19 protein-coding genes and 1 tRNA gene are annotated in these 22,813 nt (G+C 71.1%); 13 read left to right on the top strand and 7 right to left on the bottom strand.

The window, feature by feature from the left end:
- Positions 1–61: 61 nt before the first annotated feature.
- Genes thrC through argS form a run of 4 tightly spaced genes read right to left on the bottom strand, consistent with a single transcriptional unit; the run spans position 62 to position 5,732 of the window.
- Complete coding sequence (gene thrC, locus FJV46_RS11115) at positions 62–1,165, bottom strand: threonine synthase (RefSeq protein WP_087027264.1); 1,104 nt, start codon at positions 1,163–1,165, stop codon at positions 62–64.
- Entirely contained in the window at positions 1,166–2,497 is a 1,332-nt protein-coding gene (locus FJV46_RS11120; protein ID WP_087027262.1) for a homoserine dehydrogenase, read from the bottom strand. It lies immediately after the preceding gene.
- A complete protein-coding gene (locus tag FJV46_RS11125) occupies positions 2,494–4,092 on the bottom strand; it encodes a diaminopimelate decarboxylase family protein (protein WP_087027260.1) in 1,599 nt (532 codons plus the stop codon). Before FJV46_RS11125 ends, FJV46_RS11120 begins: the two co-directional genes overlap by 4 nt.
- Complete coding sequence (gene argS / locus FJV46_RS11130; protein WP_087027258.1) at positions 4,092–5,732, bottom strand: arginine--tRNA ligase; 1,641 nt, start codon at positions 5,730–5,732, stop codon at positions 4,092–4,094. The genes FJV46_RS11125 and argS overlap by 1 nt, the downstream gene beginning before the upstream one ends.
- A 220-nt stretch (positions 5,733–5,952) precedes the next feature.
- Between argS and FJV46_RS11135 the strand changes: the two genes are divergently transcribed.
- The 11 genes from FJV46_RS11135 (at position 5,953) to hrpA (ending at position 18,719) form a co-directional block, all read left to right on the top strand.
- On the top strand, positions 5,953–6,495 hold the full coding sequence (locus tag FJV46_RS11135; protein WP_087027256.1) for an FMN-binding protein: 543 nt from the start codon (positions 5,953–5,955) through the stop codon (positions 6,493–6,495).
- A 10-nt stretch (positions 6,496–6,505) separates the two neighbouring features.
- Positions 6,506–7,366 carry an FAD:protein FMN transferase gene (locus tag FJV46_RS11140; protein WP_087027254.1) on the top strand — a complete coding sequence of 287 codons (861 nt, stop codon included), beginning with the start codon at positions 6,506–6,508 and terminating at the stop codon, positions 7,364–7,366.
- Entirely contained in the window at positions 7,363–8,874 is a 1,512-nt protein-coding gene (locus tag FJV46_RS11145; RefSeq protein WP_087027252.1) for an FAD-dependent oxidoreductase, read from the top strand. The genes FJV46_RS11140 and FJV46_RS11145 overlap by 4 nt, the downstream gene beginning before the upstream one ends.
- 92 nt (positions 8,875–8,966) lie before the next feature.
- Positions 8,967–9,039: transfer RNA gene (locus tag FJV46_RS11150), tRNA-Arg, on the top strand.
- A gap of 121 nt (positions 9,040–9,160) precedes the next feature.
- Positions 9,161–9,892, top strand: a complete 732-nt coding sequence (locus FJV46_RS11155) for a DUF4129 domain-containing protein (RefSeq protein WP_087027250.1) — start codon at positions 9,161–9,163, stop codon at positions 9,890–9,892.
- A complete protein-coding gene (locus tag FJV46_RS11160) occupies positions 9,889–10,329 on the top strand; it encodes a hypothetical protein (protein ID WP_087027248.1) in 441 nt (146 codons plus the stop codon). The genes FJV46_RS11155 and FJV46_RS11160 overlap by 4 nt, the downstream gene beginning before the upstream one ends.
- Positions 10,326–11,420, top strand: coding sequence for an AAA family ATPase (locus FJV46_RS11165; RefSeq protein ID WP_087027246.1), 1,095 nt, complete (start codon positions 10,326–10,328; stop codon positions 11,418–11,420). The genes FJV46_RS11160 and FJV46_RS11165 overlap by 4 nt, the downstream gene beginning before the upstream one ends.
- Positions 11,417–12,943 (top strand): DUF58 domain-containing protein, encoded by a 1,527-nt coding sequence (locus FJV46_RS11170; protein ID WP_126130621.1) that lies wholly within the window; start codon positions 11,417–11,419, stop codon positions 12,941–12,943. The genes FJV46_RS11165 and FJV46_RS11170 overlap by 4 nt, the downstream gene beginning before the upstream one ends.
- Positions 12,940–13,479: a hypothetical protein gene (locus FJV46_RS11175; protein WP_087027242.1), complete on the top strand. Its 540-nt coding sequence runs from the start codon at positions 12,940–12,942 to the stop codon at positions 13,477–13,479. Before FJV46_RS11170 ends, FJV46_RS11175 begins: the two co-directional genes overlap by 4 nt.
- A 52-nt stretch (positions 13,480–13,531) precedes the next feature.
- The gene (locus FJV46_RS11180) at positions 13,532–14,500 is read left to right on the top strand and encodes a helix-turn-helix transcriptional regulator (RefSeq protein ID WP_087027240.1); all 969 of its coding nucleotides are present in this window, start codon (positions 13,532–13,534) and stop codon (positions 14,498–14,500) included.
- Between the two features lie 157 nt (positions 14,501–14,657).
- Positions 14,658–18,719, top strand: coding sequence for an ATP-dependent RNA helicase HrpA (gene hrpA / locus FJV46_RS11185; protein WP_087027238.1), 4,062 nt, complete (start codon positions 14,658–14,660; stop codon positions 18,717–18,719).
- A 58-nt stretch (positions 18,720–18,777) separates the two neighbouring features.
- On the opposite strand, the gene FJV46_RS11190 is transcribed toward hrpA, so the two are convergent.
- A complete protein-coding gene (locus FJV46_RS11190; protein WP_087027235.1) occupies positions 18,778–19,203 on the bottom strand; it encodes an HIT family protein in 426 nt (141 codons plus the stop codon).
- Between the two features lie 217 nt (positions 19,204–19,420).
- Complete coding sequence (locus FJV46_RS11195; protein ID WP_087027233.1) at positions 19,421–20,257, bottom strand: sulfurtransferase; 837 nt, start codon at positions 20,255–20,257, stop codon at positions 19,421–19,423.
- A gap of 149 nt (positions 20,258–20,406) precedes the next feature.
- On the opposite strand from FJV46_RS11195, the gene FJV46_RS11200 reads away from it, so the two are divergent.
- Positions 20,407–21,498, top strand: coding sequence for a PLP-dependent cysteine synthase family protein (locus FJV46_RS11200; protein WP_087027231.1), 1,092 nt, complete (start codon positions 20,407–20,409; stop codon positions 21,496–21,498).
- Positions 21,499–21,503: 5 nt separating this feature from the next.
- On the opposite strand, the gene FJV46_RS11205 is transcribed toward FJV46_RS11200, so the two are convergent.
- A complete protein-coding gene (locus FJV46_RS11205; RefSeq protein ID WP_087027229.1) occupies positions 21,504–22,163 on the bottom strand; it encodes an MBL fold metallo-hydrolase in 660 nt (219 codons plus the stop codon).
- 80 nt (positions 22,164–22,243) lie between these two features.
- Between FJV46_RS11205 and FJV46_RS11210 the strand changes: the two genes are divergently transcribed.
- On the top strand, positions 22,244–22,762 hold the full coding sequence (locus FJV46_RS11210) for a Fur family transcriptional regulator (RefSeq protein WP_087027227.1): 519 nt from the start codon (positions 22,244–22,246) through the stop codon (positions 22,760–22,762).
- The last annotated feature ends 51 nt before the right edge of the window (positions 22,763–22,813 follow it).

Genomic DNA, 22,813 nt, shown 5'->3' on the forward strand with positions numbered 1-22,813 from the left:
GGTGCCGGCGGTGTCGGCGCTCCGGCGGAACGCCGGAGGCGCCGGATGGAGATCCGCCACGTCAGTCCTCGAGCCCGAGGGCCGCGGCGACGCTGACGACGTCGAACTCCACCTTCGTCGGTTCGACGTCCGCGCCGTCGGCCGTCCGCAGCGCCCACTGCGGATCCTTCAGGCCGTGGCCCGTGACGGTGATGACGATGGTCTTGCCCGTCGGGGCAAGACCATCGGCGTGCTTCTTGATGAGTCCTGCGACACCTGCTGCCGAGGCAGGCTCCACGAAGACGCCCTCGCGCGAGGACAGCCAGCGGTGCGCGTCCAGGATCTCCTCGTCGGTCACGGCCTCGATGAGGCCGCCGGACTCGTCGCGCGCTGCGACGGCGAAGTCCCAGGAGGCGGGATTGCCGATCCGGATGGCGGTGGCGATGGTGTCGGGTTCGGTGATCGGGTGGCCCTTGACGAGCGGCGAGGCACCCTCTGCCTGGAAGCCCCACATGATCGGCGTGCGGGTGGCGACAGCGGGCAGCTCGCCGTGGTGCATCGACGCGTACGGCGCCGCGTACTCCTTGTAGCCCTTCCAGTAGGCACTGATGTTGCCGGCATTGCCGACGGGCATCAGGTGGTAGTCCGGCGCGTCGCCGAGGGTGTCGACGACCTCGAAGGCAGCCGTCTTCTGACCCTCGAGGCGCGCCGGGTTCACCGAGTTCACCAGGAACACGGGGTATGCCTCGGCGAGCTTGCGCGCCACGTCGAGACAGTTGTCGAAGTTCCCGTTGACCTGCAGCAGCTGCGCGCCGTGCGCGATCGCCTGGCTCAGCTTGCCCATGGAGATCTTGCCGTCCGGTACGAGGACGGCGCACGTGATGCCGGCCTGCGTGGCGTAGGCGGCCGCGGATGCCGACGTGTTGCCGGTCGACGCGCAGACCACGGCCTTGGCGCCGGCGGCGACGGCCGCCGTCATGGCCATGGTCATGCCGCGGTCCTTGAAGGACCCGGTGGGGTTCATACCCTCGACCTTGAGGTAGACGGTGTTGCCTGTCAGCTCGGACAGATGCCGCGCATGGACGAGGGGCGTGCCACCCTCCCCGAGGGTGACGACCTCCGTGGCGTCCGTCACGGGCAGGCGTTCGGCATACTCGCGGATGACTCCGCGCCACTGGTGGGCCACTTAGATTCCCTCTACTCGGAGAACGGATGAGACGGCGGTGATGACATCGAGCGCGGCGACCTGCTTGACGGTGGCGGCGAGCGAGGACTCGGGTGCGCGGTGTGTGACGATGCGCAGTTCCGCCGTCGTCCCGCCGTCGGGCCCGTTCTGGTGGATACGCTGGCGCATCGTCTCGATGGACACGCCGTTCTCGGCGAAGATCTGCGCGATGCGTGCCAGGACACCCGGCTGGTCGGCGACCTGCAGGCCGATGCAGTAGCTCGTGCGGACCGTGTCGATACTGAGCGGCGGCACATGGCCCGTGGTGGTCTCGGTGCGGCCCGGGCCGCCGAGGACCATGCGGCGTGCGGCGCTGACGACATCGCCCAGCACCGCCGAGGCCGTCGGCGTACCACCGGCGCCCTGACCGTAGAACATGAGCTCGCCGGCGTTCTCCGCCTCGATGAAGACGGCGTTGAACGCGCCCCGCACGGCGGCGAGCGGATGCGAGCGGGGAAGCAGGGTGGGGTGCACGCGGACGCCCACACCGGCGGCCCCGGCCTCGTCGGTGAGCATCTCCGCGATCGCGAGCAGCTTGATGACGTAGCCGTCCTCGGCTGCGGCAGCGATGTCGTCCGCCGTCACGGAGGTGATGCCCTCGCAGTACACGTTCTCCAGGGCGAAGCGCGTGTGGAAGGACAGGGACGCGAGGATCGCCGCCTTCGCGGCGGCGTCATGACCCTCGACATCCGCCGTCGGATCGGCTTCCGCGTACCCCAGGTCCTGGGCGGCCTTCAGCGCGTCGGCGAACTGCGCGCCGGTCGAGTCCATCTGGTCCAGGATGTAGTTCGTGGTGCCGTTGACGATGCCGAGCACGCGGGTGATGCGGTCCCCGGAGAGGCTGTCACGGATGGGCCGGAGGATCGGGATGGCACCGGCGACCGCGGCCTCGTAGGACAGCTGGACCCCGGCGGCGTCGGCCTGCTCGTAGAGTTCCGGGCCGTCCTGCGCGAGGAGTGCCTTGTTCCCGCTGACCACCGTGGCGCCGTGCTCGATGGCGCGGTGGATCAGGGTCTTGGCCGGCTCGATCCCGCCCATGAGCTCGATGACGATGTCGGCCTGCTCCACGAGCGACTCCGCGTCGGTTGTGAGGAGGCCGGCGGGGAGCTCCACCTCGCGCTGCGCCGCGAGGGTGCGCACGGCGACGCCGACGAGCTCGAGCGGCGCCCCGGCGCGGCGGCCGAGGTTCTCGGCGTCCTCGAGGAGGATCCGGGCCACCTGGGACCCGACGTTGCCGCAGCCGAGCAGGGCTACGCGCAGGGGTTTGACTGGGGGCGTGACTGGCGCATTCATGCTGTCCGTGGGTCTCCTGGATCCGTGGCGGGCGCTGGGGTGCGCGGGGCTGGCTCGCGCTGGACGTCCCTGCGGAACAGGTCCTCCTCGGTCTCGCCGCGCACGATCAGCCGGGCTGCCCCGTCGACGACCGCCACGACGGGCGGGCGCGTCAGGTAGTTGTAGTTGCTCGAGAGCACCCAGCAGTACGCACCGGTTCCGGGAACGGCGAGGAGGTCACCGGCTCCGGTGTCCTCGGGGAGGTAGACGTCCCGCACCACAATGTCACCGCTCTCGCAGTGTTTTCCAACCACACGGGAGAGCACGGGGGCGGCGTCCGGGGTCCGGGAGGCCAGGACGGCCGAATAATCCGCGCCGTAGAGCACCGGGCGGGCGTTGTCGCTCATGCCGCCGTCCACCGACACATAGCGTCGCGGCTGCGTAACGGAGGTGTCGTGGAGCACCTCCGAGCCGTTCGCCGCGGCATCCACCCGCACCGTCTTGGTCGTCCCCGCGGTGTAGAGCGTGAAGGTCGTGGGGCCGACGATCGCCCGCCCCGGCTCGATCGAGATGCGCGGCACGCGCAGTCCCAGCTCGGTGCAGGTGGACCCGACGACGGCGGCCATCGCCCGGGCGATCTCCGCCGCGGGCCGCGGTTGGTCCGCCTCCGTGTAGGCGATCCCGTAACCGCCACCGAGGTCCAGCTCCGGCAGTTCGACGCCGTGCCGGTCCCGGACACCGGCGAGGAAGCCCAGCAGCCGCTGAGCCGCGAGCTCGAAGCCTTCCGGCTCGAAGATCTGCGAGCCGATGTGGCAGTGCACGCCGAGCAGGTTGATGCCGGGGTGCGCCAAGGCGTCGGCCACGGCGCGCGCGGCCGGCGAGGAGTCGCCGTCGATACCGTCGTCCTGGACCTGCGCGCGGCCGTGCGCGCCGTCCTGCCCGTCGTCCAGCTGACCGGGCCCCTGCTCGGCAGTGAGGGAGAGCCCGAACTTCTGGTCCTCGTGTGCCGTCGCGATGAACTCGTGCGTGGAGGCGTGCACGCCCGGGGTCAGGCGGATCATGACGTTCGCGGTGCGCCCCCGCCGGACCGCGAGGTCCCCGACCAGCGCCACCTCCTGCAGGCTGTCGACGACGATCCGGCCGAGCCCGGCATCGATGGCCCGGGTGATCTCCGCGGCCGACTTGTTGTTCCCGTGGAGCCCCAGCCGGTGGCCGGGCATCCCGGCGCGGAGGGCGACCGCGAGTTCGCCGCCGGAGCAGGTGTCGAGGCCGAGACCCTCCTCACGCACCCAGTGGGCCACCTCCGTGCAGAGGAAGGACTTGCCGGCGTAGAAGACGTCCACTCCCCCGCAGAGGTCGCGGAAGGCGTCGTCGAACGCGTCGCGGAACGTGGCGGCGCGAGCGCGGAAATCGCGCTCCGACATCACGAACAGCGGCGTGCCGAACTCCTCGGCCAGCTCTGCGACGGAGACGCCGTCGATACTCAGGACGCCGTCGGTCCCGCGCTCCACGTCCTCGGCCCAGAGCTTCGCGTCGAGGCGTGCCTGGTCCGCCGGGAGCGAGAGCCAGTCCGGCGCCAGGGGTGACGCTTCACGGGGTGCTGCCCTGCCCGCCATCACATCCGCTCCGGTGCGGACACGCCGAGCAGGTCGAGCCCGTTCGCCAGGACCTGCTGCGTCGCGTTGTTCAGCCACAGGCGTGAGCGGTGGACGTCCTCGACCGGTGCGCCACCGAGCGGCGAGACGCGGCACGCGTCGTACCAGCGGTGGTAGGTACCCGCGATGACCTCGAGGTGGCGCGCCACGCGATGGGGCTCACGGAATGTCGCCGCCTGCGCGACGACGCCGGGGAACTGGCCGAGGGCAGCCAGCAGCTCACCCTCCGTGGGGTGGCTCAGCGACGCCGCGTCGAAGCTGCCGGTGTCCACACCCGCCGAGACGGCGTTGCGCGCGACGGCGTGGGTCCGTGCATGGGCGTACTGCACGTAGAACACCGGGTTCTCGTTGGTGTTCTTCCGCAGCAACTCGGGGTCGATCGACATGGCCGAATCGGCCGGCGAGCGCCCGAGGGAGTACCGCAGGGCGTCCCTGCCCAGCCAGTCGAGCAGGTCCCGCAGCTCGATGATGTTGCCGGCACGCTTGGAGAGACGGGCACCGTTCACGGACACCATCTGGCCGATCAGGATCTGGATGTTCTGCTCCATGTCGTCCCCGGCGCAGGCCGCGATGGCCTTCAGTCGACCGATGTACCCGTGGTGGTCGGCACCGAGCAGGTAGATCTTCTCGGGGAACCCGCGGTCCTTCTTCGACAGGTAGTAGGCGGCGTCGGATGCGAAGTAGGTGGGTTCACCGTTGGCCCTGATGAGCACCCGGTCCTTGTCGTCGCCGAAGTCGGTGGTGCGGAGCCAGACGGCGCCGCCCTCGTCGAAGACGTGGCCCTGCTCCCTCAGGCGCTCGACGGCCTGCTCCACCGCGCCGCCGTCGTGCAGTGAGGACTCCGAGAAGAAGACATCGAAGTGGACACCGAAGTCCGCGAGGGTCCCCTTGATGTCCGCCATCTGGGCCTCGTACGCGATGGCACGGACGATGGGCAGCGCCTCGGCATCCTCCAGCTCCGCCACCTCGGGACGTGCCTCGAGGACGGTGCGGCCGAGATCGGCGATGTACTCACCCGGATACCCGCCCTCCGGCGTCGTGCGCCCCTTGATGGTGGCGAGAACCGAGGCTGCGAAGTTGTTCATCTGCGTTCCGGCGTCGTTGATGTAGTACTCGGCCGTCACCTCGGCACCACTGGCCCTGAGGACCCGTGCGATCGAATCGCCGAGCGCCGCCCAGCGCGTGTGCGCCAGGTGGAGCGGGCCGGTCGGGTTGGCGGACACGAATTCCATGTTGACCGTGTGCCCGGCCAGGGCGTCGTTCCGTCCGTAGGCGGAGCCCGCCTCCACGATGGAGCGTGCCAGTTCACCGGCCGCACCGGCGTCGAGCGTGATGTTGAGGAAGCCCGGACCGGCGATCTCGACGCTCTTCACGCCGTCGATGCCCGCGAGGCGATCGCTGAGCAGCTGCGCGAACTGGCGTGGGTTCATCCCGGCCTTCTTGCCGAGCTGGAGGGCGATGTTCGTGGCCCAGTCGCCGTGGTCCCGGTTCTTCGGCCGCTCCACGCGTACCTCCGACGGGAGGTCGATACTGATGTCGCCGGCGTCGACGGCGGCCCGGAGGCAGGCGGAAATAGCGGAGGAGAGTTCTTCGGGAGTCACCCGACAAGCATAACGGCGTAGCTCCGCACGGCCGGAGGATCCTGCCTCCCGGCGAACGCCCTCCTTCACAAAGTGACGGGCCTAACAGTCCAGGACGCTGGAGGAAACGAATCCACCCATGGGACGTTGGACCGGAGAACACCGTGTCCACCGATCCAGCCCGACCCCCGCGCTGCAACCATCCGTCCGGCCCCGACCGGCGACCCACCAGGAGCACCCCATGACCATCACACGCCAGAGTGCACGTCCCCGGACGGCGAGCGCCGCCTATGCCGCGTTCCCCCTGCACAAGCGCGTCCTCACGGGCCTCGCCGCCGTCTCGATCCTCGGTGCTGCCGGCTGCGCAGGAGCGGAGGCCGATGCACCGGACCCGGCGACGACGACGTCCGGGGTCTCAGCTGCCCCCGTCGAGGAGACTCCGGCGGCAGCGCCCGAGCAGGCATCGGACGGGGCAGCGGGCAGCCAGACCTACCAGGACGGCACCTACACGGAGACCGGCGGATACCAGTCGCCGGCCGGGCCCGAGGAGGTGGGGGTGACCATCACCCTCGAGGCGGACGTCGTCACCGCCGTCGAGGTCGAGCCGATGCCGGACAACCCGACCACCACCACGTACCAGGAGAGATTCGCCGGAGGCATCTCGGACGCCATCGTGGGCAAGAAGCTCGACGATCTCGCGGTCGACAAGGTGGCGGGCTCCTCGCTGACGAGCGGCGGCTTCAACGACGCCGCCGACAAGATCAAGAGCGAAGCCCGGGGCTAGGCTCGCGAGCGTGGCGGACTCCTTCAGCTTCGACGCGATCGGTACGCGCTGGCGCGTGGACTCGCGTGCGCCGCTGCTGCCCGGTGAGCGGCTGGACCTGCTGCGCCTCGCCGAGGACTACGACGCGCTCTACTCCCGCTTCCGCACCGACTCGGCCGTCACCGCCCTGGCCGCGGAGGGTGGCTCGCTGCCCCTGCCCCGGCACGGCGAGGATCTCGGCCGACTCCTGCGCACGCTGCACGATCTCACGGACGGCGCCGTCTCACCCCTGGTCGGGGACCGCCTCGCCGAGCAGGGGTACGACGCCGAGTACAGCTTCGTCGCGAAGGCCCGGCCCTCGCCGGCCCGCCCGTGGGAGGAGGTCCTCGAGTGGTCCGCCGACGGCGTCACCCTGAGGGAGCCGGCCCTGCTCGACGTCGGTGCCGCCGGGAAGGGGCAGCTGGTGGACCTCATGATCGGGAGCCTCGTCGAGGCCGGCCACGAGGACGTGATCGTGGATGCGAGCGGCGACATGCGGCGCCAGGGCGACGGCGTCATCACGGTGGCCCTCGAACACCCTTACGATGCGACGTCGGCCATCGGTACCGTCGCCCTCGGTAGCGGGGCACTGTGCGCCTCGGCGTCGAACCGGCGTATCTGGGGGGACGGGCTGCACCACGTCCTCGACGCCCGCACCGGCCGCTGCGTGGACACCGTCGTCGCCACCTGGGTGCTCGCCCCGGACGCCATGACGGCCGACGGCCTGTGCACCGCCCTCTTCGTCGCCGATCCCGCCGCCCTGGCCGGCTCCTTCGACTTCGACTTCGTCCTCATGTACTCCGACGGACGCGCCCGCTTTTCCGCCCCACTCGCAGGAGCACTGTTCTCATGACCGCAGCACTCGACGGCCTGCTGGGCCGCCTGACCATGTACCGCCTGACGCTGGCACTGCTCCTGGTCCTGACCGTCGAGGCCCTCGTGCTCTCCGTCGCAGGGCTCCTCGCCTTCACTCCCGCCGAGATCGGCGGCACCCTGGTGGCCGCCGTCGGCGGCACCATCATCGGGACGCGCCTCATGGCGCTGATCCTGCGCCTGCGACCCCACGGCGACAGCTCCGTCATCACCGGGCTGATCGTCTTCCTCATCATGTTCCCGTCCAGCACCAGCGCGGGCCTCGGCGGCATCCTGGTGGCCGGGGTGGCGGCCGGTGCGTCGAAGTTCCTGCTCGCGGTCCGTGGCCGGCACGTGGTGAATCCTGCTGCGGCGGGCGCCGTCGTCGCCACGCTGCTGGGAGTCGGCACTGCAGGCTGGTGGGTCGCCAACGCCTACATGCTGCCCGTCGTGGCCGTCGGCGCGTTCCTCCTGCTGTACCGCACGCGGAAGCTCGCCATGGCGGCGGTGTTCCTCGTCGTCGCCCTCGGCATCCTGCTGGTCGGGCTCGTCCAGGGCGGCATGACGGCGATCGCGGGCCTGCAGCTGGTCCTCACGTCCTATCCCGTCCTGTTCCTCCTCGGCTTCATGATGACCGAGCCGCTCACCCTCCCTCCCCTGCGGTGGCAGCAAGGACTCTTCGCCGCGATCGTGGCCGTCGTCCTGGCGGCACAGGTGTCGATCGGCCCGGTGTTCCTCGGACCCGAGTTCGCCCTCGTGATCGGCAACGTGGTGGCGTTCCTCATGGGCCAGCGGCGGGGTGTGCGGATGTCCTTCACCGGGTCGAGGCAACTGACACCGACGAGCACCGAGCTGGTGTTCGAGCCCGCGAAGCCGGTGCGATTCCGGGCGGGCCAGTACATGGAGCTGAGCATGCCGCACCGCGGTGCCGACAGCCGTGGCAGTCGCCGGATCTTCAGCATCACGTCGGCACCCCAGCAGTCCGACGCCGTCACGTTCGGGCTGAGGACCACGGAGACCGGCAGCTCCTTCAAGAAGGCACTGCTCGACCTCCCCCGGAACGCCCGCGTCACGGGCACCCTCGTCGGTGGGGACTTCCACCTGCCGCGCGATCCGGCGGTCCCCCTGCTGCTCGCCGCGGGCGGTATCGGCGTGACGCCGTTCATCAGTCAGCTCCGCGACATCGACCTGAAGGGCGAGTCCCGCGACATCGTCCTCGTGTACGTGGTGCGCAGTGCAGCGGAGATCGCCTTCCGTGACGAACTCGCCGCCCTCGGCACGCGCGTGGTGCTCTACGTCCCGCCGGAGTCGGGAGCGCCGTCCCTGCCCGCGGGCTGGAGCTCGGCCGGCCGGGAACCACACGCCGACGACCTGCTGGCCGCCGTCCCGGACCTGAAGGAGCGCACGGTCCTGGTCTCCGGTTCGCCGAGCTTCATCGGGCAGTTCCGGTCGACGGTGCGGGCCGCGGGAGTTCCGCGGGTCCGGACGGACGCGTTCCTCGGCTACTGACCGGAGGCCGCCGGTGCTGCCTGCGTTTTCCGACCCGATGGGCACCTGCTAAGCTCGATGAGTCCCTTACGGGTGCGGCAGGTTCCGCGTCCGCCTTCGTAGCTCAGGGGATAGAGCGTCTGCCTCCGGAGCAGAAGGTCGTAGGTTCGAATCCTATCGAGGGCACACATGACTCATGCAGAGTCCACCGCCGTCGGCCATCAGGCCGGCGGCGGTTCTGCTTTGGTAGGCTCCGAACAACGCGGCCCCTCGGGACCGGAGAGCATCTACCGGGGGACATGTGGCGATGACGGGGACTCCGCGGAGCGCACGGGGTTCGTCCCGCGCTCCGACCCTCCTCACGCTGATCGTCCTCGTCCTCGCCGTCCTCGCCGCAGGATTCATGGGCACGTTCTCGGCAGACCCGGTCCTCGAGCCGTCGGCCACGACCTCCGGGGTGCAGACCGGCGACGCCTCGGCGCCGACGGGCACGCCGCAGCCACTGACCGATCCCGAGGATCGCCTCATCATCAGCAGCGATGTGCTGGCCGGCGTGACGATCGTCCTCGTCCTGGGCGGTATGGCACTTGTCGTCCGGCTGGTCCTGCGGCTCCGCCGTCGTCGGGCGGACGACCGACCGGATCCGGAATGGGCCGACCTGCAGCGACCGGGCCCCCTCGACCTCGTGACGCGTGACCTCCCCGCGTGGACGAGGGCGTCGGAGGCCGCACTGGCGTCCGGCGGGAGTACCTCCGATGCGGTGATCAGGTGCTGGCTCGACCTCGAGCGACTCTGCGCCGAGGCGGGCGTGGGCCGGCGGCCCGCGCAGACCACCTCGGACTTCGCGGGCGCCGTGGCACAGACCCTGGGGCTCCCCACCGGTCCGCTGGCCGACCTCAACCGCCTGTACCAGCGGGCCCGCTTCGATACCGGCGGGAGCCCGCAGCGGGGAACGGCGCGCCCCGACAGGGAGGCGGCGACCGCCTGCCTCCATGCCCTCGCGACGGCGCTCACCGCCCGGGCCGGAGACCCCCGGTGAAGCGCTCCGCCTGGATCATCACCGCCGTCCTGGTGGTGGTGGCCGTGGTGGCGTCCTGGTTCTTCGGCCTCGACAACCGGCACGGTGCCGCGCTCGTCGGCGCCGCCGTGGCCGCAGGGGTCGCCAACGGCATCCTCGAATCCGTCGAGGTCCCGCGCGCCACCCTCGCGCCCCTGCCCGAGCACCCCCGCGGCCTCGCGGACATCCAGTCGCTGGAGTTCTCCTTCTCGTCCGCCGAGCCCGGAACGCGCGCGGTGGTCGAGGTCCATGCACTCGCCGCGGCCCTCCTCGCGGCTCATCCGGGTGCACCGGCCGGCCCAGCTCTGCGGGCGTTCGCCGGCCGTCCACCGCCGGCCTCCCCGGACCACCGGACGCTCCAGGCGTTCGTCCACGAACTCGACCACATGATGCAGGCGCTCCAGGAGGAGATTCAATGACACCCGCCGAGACCCCCGCCGAATCCACCGGTCCGGAGCACCCGTCGGCGCGGGACATCCCGGCCCGCGTCGAGGCGCCCGCCGCCGGGGCGCAGGACGACGTCGACCGCGCCGCCGCCGTCGGACGCCAGGTCCTGGACCGCACCGCGAGCGTCGTCGTCGGGGCGCAGTCACCACTCCGGCTGGCGCTCGCGGCCGTCCTCGCGGGCGGGCACGTGCTCTTCGAGGATCTGCCCGGCCTCGGGAAGACCCTCGCCGCGAAGACGCTCGCCCAGGCCCTCGGGCTCCCGTTCCGGCGCCTCCAGTTCACGCCCGATCTGCTGCCCTCGGACGTCACGGGCTCGTCGATCTTCAACCCGGCGACGCGAGAGTTCGAGTTCAAGCCGGGGCCCGTCTTCGCCGGACTCTTCCTGGCCGACGAGATCAACCGGACGTCGCCGAAGACGCAGTCGGCCCTGCTCGAGGCCATGGCGGAGGCCCAGGTCTCGGCCGAAGGCTCCACCCTGCCGCTCGAACGCCCGTTCCATGTCTTCGCGACCTCGAACCCCATCGAATTCGAGGGGACCTATCCGCTCCCCGAGGCGCAGCTCGACCGCTTCATGGTCCGCCTCCGCTTCGGCTACCCCGGTGTTGCCGGCGAGCGCGACATCATCGCGCGCCGGATCGACCGCCGCCAGGAGGAGACCAGCGTTGCTGCGGTCACGACGGCGTCGGGTCTCCTGCGCCTCCAGTCGGTCGTCGAGTCCGTGGACGTGGACGACGACGTGATCGACTACGCCGTGCGGCTCACCGCCGCGACCCGCACGCACCCCGCCGTCGAGGTCGGGGCATCCCCGCGCGGGTCACAGGCGCTGGTCCTCCTCGGACGGGCCCTCGCCGTGCTGGACGGCCGGCGCTTCGTGCTGCCCGAGGACGTGAAGTCAGGAGCGGTGGCGGTCCTCGCACACCGGCTCACCCTGACGCCGTCGTCCTGGGCGCAGGGCGTGGCGGCGGAGCAGATCGTCGCGGACACCCTGGCCGAGGTGGAGACTCCCCCGACCGTGCACCGGAACGGGGCCGCGGTGGGAACGGGGCGGGGCGTTCGCCCGTGACCTCGCCCGCCCGGTCCCGTCGGGGCGGGACACACAGCGCGGCTCCGGCGACCAGGTCTGCGGGCTGGGCGCTGGCGGTGATCCTCGGGCTGGTCTGCGTGGTCGCGGGACTCGTGTCCGGCCGACCCGACACCGTTGCACTCGCAGCACCCTTCGCGCTGCTCGCTGCCGCCGGGCGGAGGAGCGGCACAGCGCCGGCCGCGCCCGCGGCCGCACCCGTGACCGACCCGGTGACCGGATCGGCGGCTGCTGCGGCGACCCCGTCCTGGGCCGCCGTCGCCGTCCGGGTCGCCGGTCCGCGTGACCGTCCGGCGGGCGGCCGGCTCCGCCTCCAGCTGCAGCCGGCAGATCCGTTGCGGGCGGGCGCCTCCTCCGACCGGCTCGTCACGGTTCTCCTGGCCTCGCCGGGGTGCCCGCCGGACGCGATGGTGCTCCGCGCCGGAGAAGACTGCCCGTTGCTCGCCGACGGGCCGCCGTCGGGTGAGGCGGACATCCTCGCCTACGGCTGGGCGGGCAGTACGGCCGACCTCATGGAGGACACCGCGTTCACCGCGGCGGAGAGCGTGCGGGTCAGCATCCTGCCGCGGCCGGGCGCACTCCCCGCGCGCCCGGTGTCCCGCCGCCTGCGCGGCCTTGCCGGCACGCACCGGTCGAGGCGCCCGGGTGAGGGAAGCGACGTGAGGTCGATCGCCCCGCTCCGGCCCGGCGATCCCCTCCGGCGGATCGACTGGCGCGCCACGGCCCGCCGATCCTCGGACCAGGACCGCATCATGGTCCGGGGTCGCTTCGCCGATGCCGAGGCCTCCGTGTTCCTCGTCATCGACCAGGCGCACGACCTGCCCGACCGGACAGCGGACTGGTTCTCGGCCGCCGCTGCACGCCTTGCCCCGGGTTCGCTCCACTTGGCGCGCTCTGCAGCCGCCACTGTCGCCGCCTCCTACCTCTCCGTCGGTGACCGGGTGGGCCTGGACGATCTCTCGGGAACCCGGCGTGCCCTCCGCGCGGCAGCCGGCTCCCGGCAGCTCGAACAGATCAGGGCACGTCTCGCGGGAACGGAGGTGATCCCCCGTCGGCGTCGCAGACGCGATCCGGCTCCGCCGCAGGGCTCCGTGGTGCTCGTGTTCTCCCCCTTCCTCGACGCGGAGGCCGCGCGGCTCCTCCTGCTGTGGCGCGCCCAGGGCCACGTGGTGGCCGGGATCGACTGCATGCCACCCCTGGTGCGGACGGAGACGACGGCGGCGCAGACCGCGAGCGTACGGCTCGTCCTCCTGCGGCGGCGCCTGCTGCTCGACGGGCTACGGCGGGACGGGGTCCCGGTCTTCACGGGCGGCTCCCCCGACGCCGATGTCGTGGACGGGGATCGGGCCGTATCCGGTGACCGCCCTGCCGGCCTGTCCGGACCGGAGCTCGAGCTGGGAGCAGGCCTGCTCCTGCTGTCCCGGGAAACCGCCCGACGCGGGGGCGCCGGCGCTCCCCGGGGACCTGTCGACCCGACGGCGACGCCCCCGCGGGACGGGCGATGAGCCGCGCGACGCGGGGAGGGACCGCGCGGTCCGGCCGGGCCGTCCCCGACCGGCCGGGGATGGTCCCGCTGTGGCTGGTGCGCGGGGCGACGGCGCTGCTGGCGGTCCTCCTCGGCGCGGTCGTCTGGAACGGCTCGGCCTGGATCGTGCTGCCCGCCCTGCTCGCCGTCGGCGCCGCACTTCTCCCGTCGATCGGGCTCGCGTCCGTCACCCTGCTGCTCCTGATCGTGGCATATGCGGTGAACATGCCCGCCGGTTCGCCCTGGCTCCTCGCCTTCGTCGCCGGGCTGCACGCCCTCCTGGTGCTCTACCTCCTGCTCGTGCGCCTCCCGCTGCACGGCTGGATCAGCAGGAGCGCGCTGGTGCGGATCGGCGTGTCCTTCGCGCGGGTCCAGATCCTTGCGCAGCCCCTGGCCGTCCTCGCCCTGATCCTCGGCGACGCCGGTTCCAGCCTCGTGGTGGTCGTCGCCGGCGTGGTCGCCGTGATCGGCTGGGCCCTCTGGCTCGTCTCCCGGCGCAGGACGGAGCGCCGCTGACACCCGGGCAATGCGGACAGTTCCTGACCGGGCGACGCCGTACCGTGGACCCATGATCGAGACGTCCGCCCGCCTGCTGCAGCTCCTCTCCCTCCTGCAACTGCGCCGCGAGTGGACCGGTCCGGCGCTCGCCGCGCGGATGGACGTCACCGAGCGGACGGTGCGCCGCGATATCGGGAAGCTGCGCACGCTCGGGTATCCGATCAATGCCTCCCCCGGCGTCGCCGGAGGCTACCAGCTCGGGGCGGGCGCGCAGTTGCCTCCCCTCCTGCTCGACGACGACGAGGCACTCGCCGTCGCGATCGGGCTGACGGCCGTGACCGCCAGTCCCGTCTCGGGCGTCGGTGAGGCCTCAGTCCGTGCACTCACCAAGCTCGAACAGGTGCCCCCGCCGCGCCTCCGCCCCCGCTTCTCGAATCTCCGATCCGCGGTCACCCGGATGTCCGCGGTCAGCACCCCCGTCAACCCCGAGGTCCTCACGTCCCTCTCGGCGGCGATCACCGAGCGCCGCTGCGTGGCGTTCCGCTACGACCGGCACGACGGCGAGACCTCCCGGCGGGTCGTGGAGCCCTATCGGCTCGTGGACACCGGGCGGCGGTGGTATCTCGTCGCCTTCGACCGCTCACGCGAGGACTGGCGGACCTTCCGCGTGGACCGGTGCACGAGCGTGCCCGTGGCGCGGGAGCGCTTCGTCCCGCGAGCGCTGCCCTCCGCCGATCTCGCAGCCTACGTGCAGGAGTCCATCACGCGTTCCCCCTACTCCTACGACGCCGTCATCCGCTTCCATGCGCCGCTGCGGGAGCTGGAGACGCGGGTGCCGTCCACCGCCGGAACACTGGAGGCGGATGGCGACGACTTCACCCTGCTGCGCGCGGGCTTCGACTCCCTCGACTTCCCCCTGGCCTACCTCGCGAGCTGGGACATCGACTTCGAGATCCTGGAACCCACGGCGATGCGGGACCGCGTCGCCGTCGTCGCAGAGCGCCTGCGGAGATCGGCCGGACCACCCGGGCCTGCGTGACCATCGCGCGCCGATCCCGTGCCGATCGGGCGGCGAACCCGGTCCGGGCACGGGACCGGGCACGGGATTGGCTACGGGAACAGATCGGAACTTGGGCACAGCCCTCGGTGAACGTCGGCCTGCCGCCCGGTGCGAGGAACTAGACTGGCAGGCAACTATGGCACTGACACTCTCCTACCCCGCGGACCTCCCCGTCTCGGAACGCCGGGCAGACATCATGGCCGCCATCGCGGCCAACCAGGTCACCATCATCGCCGGCGAGACCGGCTCCGGGAAGACGACGCAGATCCCCAAGATGTGCCTCGAACTCGGCCTCGCCGAGAACGGGCTGATCGGCCACACGCAGCCCCGACGCCTCGCCGCGCGGACCGTGGCGGAGCGCATCGCGGAGGAGCTGCAGGTCCCGCTCGGCGAGGAGGTCGGCTACCAGGTCCGCTTCACCGGCTCGGTCGGCCGGAAGACCAGGATCAAGCTGATGACGGACGGCATCCTGCTGGCCGAGATCCAGCACGATCGAATGCTGCGGAAATACAGCACGATCATCATCGACGAGGCCCACGAGCGCAGCCTCAACATCGACTTCATCCTCGGCTACCTGCGCCGGATCCTGCCGGAACGGCCGGATCTCAAGGTCATCATCACCTCGGCCACCATCGATCCCGAACGGTTCGCCGCGCACTTCGCCGCCGACGCCGCCGTCGAGAACACCTCCCCCGCACCCATCATCGAGGTCTCCGGTCGCACCTATCCGGTGGAGATCCGCTACCGCCCGCTCGACCAGCCGCCCGGCGGGCTCGACGACGGCGATGGCGGCGCGGACAGCGAGCTCGAGGAGGAACGCGACCCGCTCGACGCCGTGTGCGACGCCGTGGACGAGCTCTCCCTCGAGGCGCCCGGGGACATCCTCGTGTTCTTCTCCGGCGAGCGCGAGATCCGCGACGCCGCCGACGCCCTGCGCGCCCGCATCCAGTCCACCGCCCGCTTGCGGGGCACGGAGGTGCTCCCCCTGTTCGCACGGCTCTCCCTCGAGGAGCAGCATCGTGTCTTCCGGCCCACGGGCAGCCACCGACGGATCGTCCTGGCGACGAACGTCGCGGAGACGTCCCTGACGGTGCCGGGCATCAAGTACGTGATCGATACCGGCACGGCCCGTATCTCGCGCTACTCCCACCGCACCAAGGTGCAGCGCCTACCCATCGAGCGTGTCTCCCAGGCCTCCGCCAACCAGCGCTCGGGCCGCAGCGGCCGTGTCTCGAACGGCATCGCGATCCGCCTCTATTCGGAGGAGGACTACGCCTCGCGCCGGCCCTTCACCGAGCCGGAGATCCTGCGGACGAGCCTCGCCGCGGTCATCCTCCAGATGGCCGCGATGGGCGTCACGAGGAGTCCGAAGGACATCGCGGAGTTCCCCTTCGTGGAACCGCCAGAGACCAAGGCGATCAACGACGGCGTCGCGCTCCTGCGGGAGCTCGGTGCGCTGAAGGACGACGGCAGCCTGTCCGCCGTGGGGCGGAAGCTCGCCCAGCTGCCCGTGGACCCGCGCCTCGGGCGCATGATCGTCGAGGCCGGCGCACGGGGTTCGGTCAAGGAGGTCATGGTCCTCGCCGCGGCGCTGACCATCCAGGACCCCCGCGAGCGCCCGTCGGCGGACCAGCCCGCCAAGCAGCAGCAGGCTGCCGAGAAGCACAAGCGCTTCGTCGACGAGAACTCCGACTTCACGGCCTATCTGAACCTCTGGCGGTACCTGCAGGAGAAGCAGGACGAGCTCTCCTCGACGCAGTTCCGCAAGCTGTGCCGTACCGAGTTCATCAACTACCTCCGCGTGCGCGAGTGGCAGGACCTGTTCCAGCAGCTGCGCCAGCTCGCGAAGCCCCTCGGCATCACCCTGCCCGCGGGCCCCGTGGACCCGGTGGGCCTGCACGAGCAGATCCACATCAGCCTGCTCTCCGGGCTGCTCAGCAACATCGGCCTCTACGACCAGCGCAAGCGTGAGTACGCCGGCGCCCGCGGCACGCGCTTCGCGGTCTTCCCCGGCTCTGCGCTGTTCAAGAAGTCGCCCGACTGGGTGATGGCCGCGGAACTCGTCGAGACCTCGCGGCTGTGGGCGCGCGTCGTCGCCCGCATCGATCCGCTGTGGGCCGAGCAGGTGGCACCGCACCTCGTGAAGCGGAGCTACAGTGAACCGCACTGGTCCCGCACGATGGGTTCGGTCATGGCCTACGAGAAGGTCACGCTCTACGGCGTGCCGATCGTGCCGCAGCGGCGCATCAACTACGGGCGGATCGACCGGGAGGTCGCCCGCGAGCTCTTCATCCGGCACGCCCTCGTGGAGGGCGACTGGAAAACCCACCACACGTTCTTCAGCCGCAACCAGGCGCGGCTCGCCGAGGTCGAGGAGTTGGAGAACCGGCTGCGACGGCGCGACCTGAGGGTCGACGACGAGACACTCTTCGAGTTCTACGACCAGCGGATCGGCGCCGATGTAGTGTCCGAGCGGCACTTCGACTCCTGGTGGAAGAAGGCCCGCCACGCAGCCCCGGATCTGCTCGACTTCGACCCGGAGCAGCTGCTCAGCGAGGATGCCGCGGAGCTCGACGAGGACGCCTTCCCGAGCACGTGGCACCAGGCGGGCTTCGAGCTGCCCCTGACGTACGAGTTCTCGCCACTCACCCCCGGCGCCCACGACGGCGTCACGGTGACCATCCCGGTGCTGTTCCTCAACCAGCTCGATCCGAAACCGTTCCGCTGGCAGATCCCCGGGCAGCGCGTCGACCTCGTCACGGCGCTGATCAAGTCCCTGCCCAAGCAGGTCCGGAAGAACTTCGTTCCCGCACCGGACGTCGCCCGGAGCACCGTCGCCGCGCTCGGCGCCGACTTCGATCCCCAGCAGGACGACCTCGAAGCCTCGCTGGAACTCGCGCTGCGCCGCCTGCGCGGACACATCATCCCTCCCGGCTCCTGGAACTGGCCCGCGGTCCCCGCGCACCTGCTCATGATGTTCCGCATCGTCGACGCCGAGGGCCGCGTGCTCGACGAGTCCCGCGACCTCGAGGCACTCAAGGAATCGCTGGCGCCCGCCGTCAGCCGCGCCATCGCGCAGTCGCTCGGAGCGAGCCCCGGGAGTACCCGCCCGGGAGGCGGCGGCCCTCGTGGTGGCGCGGGCAGCGGACGAGGGAGCGGTGGTCGCGGCACCGGTCCCGCCGGGCGCGACGACGCCCGGCACACCGCGGCACGTGGAGCGGGACGAGGCCAGCAGAACGCCCAGGCGCCAACCGGCGGAACCGTCGACGCCGCTCCCGGGGCCGCTCCGAGGGGCGGGGTCGCCGTCGCGGAAGCCCCTGCCGTCGCGGAGCGCACCGGGGAGACGGCGTGGGTGTTCGGCACGATCGAGCAGGAGGTGTCACGCACGATCGCCGGGCACCGCGTCACCGGCTATCCCGCCCTGGTGGACGAGGGCGGCTCCGTGGGCCTGAAGGTGTTCCCCACGGCGGGCGAGCAGGCCGTCGTGATGCGGGCCGGGGTCATCCGGCTCCTGTCGCTGCGAATCCCGAGCCCGGCGAAGTACGTCCTGGAGCACCTCAGCAACACGGAGAAGCTCACCTTCAGCCAGAACCCCCACGGCAGCGTCGCGGAGCTCATCCGCGACTGCTCGATCGCCGCGATCGACAAGCTGGTACCGGACGGGCTGCCCTGGACGGAGGAAGCGTTCGCCCGACTGTACGAGGAGGTCCGCGCCGAACTGATCGACACGGTGTTCACCGTCACCGCCACGGTCGAGACGGTCCTCGCGAGCGCGCGGCGCGTCCAGAAGCAGCTGAAGGGCACCACCAGTCTCGCGCTGATCTCGGCGCTCAACGACGTCCGCAGCCAGTTGGAGCACCTCGTGTACCCGGGTTTCGTCGCGGCAACGGGCTACACGCAGCTCGCGCACCTGCCGCGCTATCTGAAGGCCATCGAGATCCGGCTCGAGAAACTCCCCACGAACGTGCAGCGCGACGGCCTCGGCCTGGCGACGGTGCAGCGACTGGAGGACGAGTACGACGACGCCGTCGCAGCCCTTGCGGCAGGTCGGCACCGGCCGGCAGGCCTGCGGCGCGTGCGCTGGATGATCGAGGAACTGCGGGTGAGTCTCTTCGCCCAGGATCTCGGCACGGCGTACTCGGTCTCGGAGAAGCGCATCCGCACGGCCCTCAACGAGGCGATGGCGACCGCGCGGTAGGCGCCCGGGGCGCCCGTCCCGCAGCGGCCGGGCGGCCCGACCTCCCCGGGCAGGACAACTAGCCGGGCACCGACTCGCCGTGCCCCGCTGCGCGCAGGGCTGCGCGCAGGGCCTCCGCGGCTTCGTCCATCGCGGAAGGGTCAGGCGCGGGGTCGACCCGCTTGACGTCGAAGTCGGCCGGCGACTGCGTCGGCCACACATGCACGTGGAGGTGCGGCACCTCGTACCCCTCGAGCAGGACGCCGACGCGCTGCGCGCCGAAGGCCTTCTCCTGGGCCCGACCGACCGTCTGCGCGACGGCCATGACCTTCGCCAGCGTCTCCGCATCGGCCTCGAGCCAGTGCTCGATCTCCCGTCGCGGCACCACGAGCGTGTGGCCCGGGGTGATGGGCGCGATCGTCAGGAAGGCGACGACGACGTCGTCCTGCCAGACGAAACGTCCGGGGATCTCGCCGTCGATGATCCTGGTGAACAGTGTGGGCATCGGGACTCCTGGTTGTGCGGTCGGACGGACGGCGCCCTGCCCCCCGGTCAGGCGGACGGTACCGCGCAGCGGCGGTGGAACGGGACGTCCTGGCTTCATGCCACGACGCTACAGCGCCCGTCCCCCGGCAGACCACTCTCCCACTGGGCCCGCGCTCTCCTACCGGTTCGGCCCCGCTCCCCTCCCGCTCCCCGATCGGGGCAGGAGGGCCGCACCCTCAAGCGCCCGTGGCAACAGGGAGACCGTCCGTCGTCGACCACTGTGACCACGACCCCGGGAAGAGAGAGGCCTCGATGCCAGCGATCTCGAGGGCCGCGATCTCATGGGCAGCCGTGATGCCCGAGCCGCAGTAGACGCCCACGCTGCCGCGGTCCGCGCCGAGTTCCCGGAAGCGGCGGCGGAGCTCGTCCGCGGAGCGGAAACGGCCGTCCTCCCCGAGGTTCTCGGAAGTCGGGGCACTCACGGCGCCCGGGATGTGCCCCGCCCTGGGATCGATCGGTTCCAGCTCACCGCGGAAGCGCTCCCCGGCCCGCGCGTCGAGGACCACGTCCACCGACGGCCTGGACGTGAGGTCGGTGAGGTCCGGGACGGAGAGGACGGGCATGTGTCCGCTGGACAGGTGCACGCTGCCCACGCAGTGTCGCTCGTCCCCGCCCTCGACCCCGAACCCGGCGGCACGCCACGCGGTCAGCCCGCCGTCGAGCAGGCGGACGGAGGGGAAACCGGCGTTGCGCAGCAGCCACCACAGCCGCGCCGCCGCGAGATTACCGGTCGCGTCGTAGGCAACCACCGTATCGCCGTCGTTGAGGCCCCACTGTCGTGCCGCTTCCTGCAGTGCATCCGGATCCGGGAGCGGATGCCGTCCCAGCCCCGGCGCGCCCGGCCCACACAGCTCCGTCTCCATGTCCACGTACACGGCGCCGGGGATATGCGCGGAGCGGTAGTACGCGTGTCCGTGGGGGTCGCCCAGAGCCCAGCGCACGTCGAGCAGGATGGTCTGCGCGCCGGAGGTCATCCGGTCCTGCAGTTCCTGCACATCCATCAGAGTCTTCATCGAGATCTCCTGTCGGAACGGCTGACCGGAGGGCGGCGGTCGCCGCGCCCGGTCCTGATGCAGGTCAGTCCACCACAACGGCGACCGTGCTCCAAGAACCGCGGCCGGCTCGCGCCGGCAGGCCCTTCCCCTGCTTGTAGGCTGGCGCCATGCCCAGGTTCCCCGCCGTCGACAGATCGTGGTCCGACGACGCCGTACGCCGCATCGAGGCGGACGGCAACCGCTCGGCGGACACGCACCTGTTCGCCGTCCCCCTGCCGGAGCACTGGGGCGTGCAGGTGTACCTCAAGGACGAGTCGACGCACCGGACGGGCAGCCTCAAGCACCGCCTCGCCCGGTCCCTGTTCCTGTTCGGACTGGTCAACGGCTGGATCACGGAGGGGACGACGATCGTCGAGGCCTCCAGCGGCTCCACCGCAGTGTCCGAGGCCTACTTCGCCCAGCTCCTGGGCCTTCCGTTCGTCGCGGTCATGACGGCGACGACGAGCCGCGAGAAGATCACCCTCATCGAGCAGTACGGCGGCACCTGCCGGTTCGTCGACCACGCCTCGGAGGTCTACGACGTCGCCGAGGAGGTGGCCCGGACATCCGGGGGCCACTACATGGACCAGTTCACGTTCGCCGAACGCGCCACGGACTGGCGCGGGAACAACAACATAGCCGAATCGATCTTCGACCAGTTGGCTCTCGAACCCCATCCGGTCCCCGACTGGATCGTTGTCGGTGCCGGCACCGGCGGCACGAGCGCCACCATCGGGCGGTACCTGCGCTATCACCGCCACGCGACGCGCTTGGCCGTCGTCGATCCCGAGGGTTCGGCCTTCTACCCCGCGTGGGCGGAGCCGGACTCCACCCCCGTCGGCAGGCCCTCCCGCATCGAGGGCATCGGCAGGCCCCGGCCGGAAGCGAGCTTCGTACCCTCCGTCATCGACGCCATGATCCAGGTGCCGGATCCCGCATCCGTCGCAGCGTCCCGTCACCTACGCAGCCTGACGGGGCTCCACGCGGGTCCCTCCACGGGCACGAATCTCTGGGGTGTCTGGCAGCTGGTCGCCGACCTCGTCGAGCGCGGCCGCACGGGCAGCATCGTGTCCCTGATGTGCGATTCCGGGGACCGGTACACGGCTACCTACCAGGACGACGCGTGGCTGGCCCGCCAGGGACTCGATCCGGCCGGGGCGACAGCCGTCCTCGAGTCCTTCTTCAGCACGGGTCGCTGGCCGGACGACGCCGCGGGGTGATGCCGTCAGGCCTCGACGCTCTCCCGCACGGCGAGGTGCCTGAACTCCGTTCCGTACGGGGCCGAGAGCCGCGTGAGCTGCCCCTCGACCATGCCGAGTCCGGTCTCGTTCAGCAATCCGTCGTGGATCTGGAAGGCACGGGCCGCGCGGACGGAAGTCACGAAGTCGACCACCTCCGACAGCTTGGACCACGGGGCGTGCACGGGCACGAGGAGTGTCTCCACCTCGATGCCGTCCGGGACGATCAGCGAATCCCCGGGGTGGTAGAGGGAACCGTCGATCACGAACCCCACGTTGGCAATCATCGGGATGACGGGATGGATCAGCGCGTGCTGTCCGCCATAGGTCCGCACCGCGAAGCCGGCGGCGGTGAACTCCTCGCCCCCGGCCACGGCGTGGACGCGCCCCTCCGTATCCTCCCCGAGCGCGCCGAGGACGGCGTCGACGACCGCCTGGGGCGCCCAGAGCTCGATACCGGGCGCGCCCTGCAGGACGGCCACCACGCGGTCCAGGGCGATGTGGTCGGGGTGCTCGTGCGTGACCAGCACAGCAGTGGCGCCCTCGAGAGCTTCCTCCACCTCGGAGAACGCGCCGGGGTCGAGGACCAGCACAGCTCCGTCCTGCTCGAGCCGGACGCAGGAATGGGAGAACTTGGTCAGCTTCATGGCATCAGACTACCTGCGGCCACGCTGATAATCTTGACTCTGGTCCAGGGCACCCATGTGCCCGCGGAAGGAGTACAGAGATGGCGTCCGAGGCAGCATCCGACCCGCGCGCGACGGCGCTCGCCGAAGCCACCGGCCAGGTCGACGAGGGCGTGACTGCTGGTCGAGTCCCCGTGGTCCGCAAGGGTTCGGAGCAGCGCGTGACGCGTCAGCGCCGGGCCGTGAGCGCCGCCCTGGACGAGCTCGACGACTTCGTCAGCACGCAGGAACTCCACCGGGGCCTGCATGACCGCGGTGAATCGGTATCCCTCGCAACCACCTACAGGATCCTCCAGTCCATGGCCGACGACGGCCTGGTCGACGTCCTGAGGAATGGCGACAACGAGGCCGTGTACCGCCGCTGCGCGGTGGAACACCACCATCATCACCTGCTCTGCCGCAACTGCGGGCGTGCGGTGGAGATCGAAGCGCCGTCCGTGGAGCAGTGGGCGGCCCGGATCGCCGCGGAGCACGGCTTCACCGACGCCGCCCACACCGTCGAGATCTACGGACTGTGCCCCGAGTGCGGCGCGGCATCCGTGGAGCAGCGCCGGACCTGACGCCGCGTCGCCGGATACCCGGGGCCAGGTCCGTCCCGTCGTCTAGGCTGG

The sequence above is a fragment of the Arthrobacter agilis genome (assembly GCF_006494655.1).
GTDB classification, from domain to species: Bacteria; Actinomycetota; Actinomycetes; order Actinomycetales; family Micrococcaceae; genus Arthrobacter_D; species Arthrobacter_D agilis.

Excerpts from the sequence above, each read along its gene's own strand:
- FJV46_RS11120 (WP_087027262.1), bottom strand. The coding sequence starts at position 2,497 with ATGAATGCGCCAGTCACGCCCCCAGTCAAACCCCTGCGCGTAGCCCTG.
- FJV46_RS11125 (WP_087027260.1), bottom strand. The coding sequence starts at position 4,092 with ATGGCGGGCAGGGCAGCACCCCGTGAAGCGTCACCCCTGGCGCCGGAC.
- FJV46_RS11135 (WP_087027256.1), top strand. The coding sequence starts at position 5,953 with ATGACCATCACACGCCAGAGTGCACGTCCCCGGACGGCGAGCGCCGCC.
- FJV46_RS11145 (WP_087027252.1), top strand. The coding sequence starts at position 7,363 with ATGACCGCAGCACTCGACGGCCTGCTGGGCCGCCTGACCATGTACCGC.
- FJV46_RS11155 (WP_087027250.1), top strand. The coding sequence starts at position 9,161 with ATGACGGGGACTCCGCGGAGCGCACGGGGTTCGTCCCGCGCTCCGACC.
- FJV46_RS11165 (WP_087027246.1), top strand. The coding sequence starts at position 10,326 with ATGACACCCGCCGAGACCCCCGCCGAATCCACCGGTCCGGAGCACCCG.
- FJV46_RS11175 (WP_087027242.1), top strand. The coding sequence starts at position 12,940 with ATGAGCCGCGCGACGCGGGGAGGGACCGCGCGGTCCGGCCGGGCCGTC.
- FJV46_RS11180 (WP_087027240.1), top strand. The coding sequence starts at position 13,532 with ATGATCGAGACGTCCGCCCGCCTGCTGCAGCTCCTCTCCCTCCTGCAA.
- hrpA (WP_087027238.1), top strand. The coding sequence starts at position 14,658 with ATGGCACTGACACTCTCCTACCCCGCGGACCTCCCCGTCTCGGAACGC.
- FJV46_RS11190 (WP_087027235.1), bottom strand. The coding sequence starts at position 19,203 with ATGCCCACACTGTTCACCAGGATCATCGACGGCGAGATCCCCGGACGT.
- FJV46_RS11195 (WP_087027233.1), bottom strand. The coding sequence starts at position 20,257 with ATGAAGACTCTGATGGATGTGCAGGAACTGCAGGACCGGATGACCTCC.
- FJV46_RS11200 (WP_087027231.1), top strand. The coding sequence starts at position 20,407 with ATGCCCAGGTTCCCCGCCGTCGACAGATCGTGGTCCGACGACGCCGTA.
- FJV46_RS11205 (WP_087027229.1), bottom strand. The coding sequence starts at position 22,163 with ATGAAGCTGACCAAGTTCTCCCATTCCTGCGTCCGGCTCGAGCAGGAC.
- FJV46_RS11210 (WP_087027227.1), top strand. The coding sequence starts at position 22,244 with ATGGCGTCCGAGGCAGCATCCGACCCGCGCGCGACGGCGCTCGCCGAA.